General features: G+C 68.5%; 2 protein-coding genes. Both read left to right on the forward strand.

From position 1 onward, the window contains the following. On the forward strand, nt 1-753 hold a 753-nt coding region (locus ASG00_RS07915; protein WP_200930888.1), incomplete at its 5' end, for an SDR family NAD(P)-dependent oxidoreductase. A gap of 68 nt (nt 754-821) precedes the next feature. Next, nucleotides 822-1,515: substrate-binding domain-containing protein (locus ASG00_RS07920; protein ID WP_156456229.1), on the forward strand; the 694-nt coding region annotated here is incomplete at its 3' end.

The following is a 1,515-nucleotide window of genomic DNA, read 5'->3' on the forward strand; positions in this document are numbered from 1 at the left end:
GCAGAGATCCGCTACCGCGAGCCGCTCCTCGACGGAAAGGTCGCCCTCGTCACCGGCGCCGCCGGCGGCATCGGCCGGGCCATCGCGGCGCACTTCGCCGCCGAGGGTGCCACAGTCGTGGTAGCTGATGTCGACGCCGCCCGTGCCACGGCAGCGGCCGCCGACATCCCCGGGGCATCCGCTGCGGCCATCGATGTCACCGACTCCGCGTGCGTCGACGCCATCTTCGCTGAGATCGTCGCGCAGCACGGCCGCCTCGACATCCTGGTCAACAACGCGGGCATCGACAACACCGGCGCCATCACCGAGATGAGCGACGATCAGTGGGAGCGGATGATCGCGGTGAACCTCACCGGTGTCTTCCACTGCACCCGCGCCGCCGCGCGCGTCATGATCCCGCAGAAGTCGGGCCGCATCATCAGCATCGGCTCGAACCTCGGCATGATCGGCTCGGTCGGTATGCCCCACTACTGCGCGGCGAAGGCCGGCGTGCACGGCTTCATGCGGGCGATCGCCCGCGAGCTCGCCCCGCACGGCATCACTGCCAACACGATCGCCCCCGGTCCGATCAACACCGAGATGCTCGCGTCGCTCCCCGCCGACGTCGTCGCTCGCAAGCTCGCCGAGGTGCCCCTCGGGCGCGCCGGCAGCGTCGACGAGATCGCCCCCACCGCCGTGCTGCTCGCCTCCGCCGGCGGCGCCTACTACACCGGCGCCGTGATGAACGCGACCGGCGGCGACGTCATGCTCTGACACCCCTACGAACCTGCTCCACCTCCGTGCACCACACCCGTTGTCCCATACACACGAAGGAATCCCCCATGAAGAAGCTCCGACTTGCAGCCGTCGCGGCTGTCGCGGCCGGTGCCCTCGCCCTCTCCGCATGTGCGGGCACCGCATCCGGCTCGTCGACCTCCGGCGGCGAGAAGATCGTCGTCGGCCTGAGCAACTCGAACGTCGACTCGGTCTGGCGTCCGCAGATGCTCAAGGACTTCGAGGCCGAGGCCACCACCCTCAAGCAGGAAGGCGTCATCTCGGACTACATCATCCAGAACGCCGACGGCACGGCCGCGACCCAGGCCCAGCAGATCCAGACGATGGTCAACCAGGGCGCGAACCTCATCCTCATCGACGCCGCCTCGGCGGACGCGCTCAACGGAGTGGTGGATGCCGCCATCGCCCGCGGCGTGACCGTGGTCAGCTTCGACAACCCGATCACCAGCACCAAGTCCGTGAACATGTACCAGGACGAGCAGCTCATCTCGGCCGGCACGGCCGAGAAGCTCGCCGAGTTCATCGGCGGCAAGGGCACCGTCGTGATGATGAACGGCACCGCCGGCGCCCCGCTCTCGGACGCCCGCGAGAAGCTCGCCTCCGACGTCTTCGCGAAGTACCCCGGCATCACGGTCATCAAGGAGTACGCCGACTGGAACGGCGCCACCGCCAAGCAGAAGATGGCCACCGTCCTTGCCAACAACAAGGACATCGCCGCCGTCTGGACGCAGGGCAGCATGG

Origin of the sequence: Microbacterium sp. Leaf351 (assembly GCF_001423825.1) — a bacterium.
GTDB classification, from domain to species: domain Bacteria; phylum Actinomycetota; class Actinomycetes; order Actinomycetales; family Microbacteriaceae; genus Microbacterium; species Microbacterium ginsengisoli.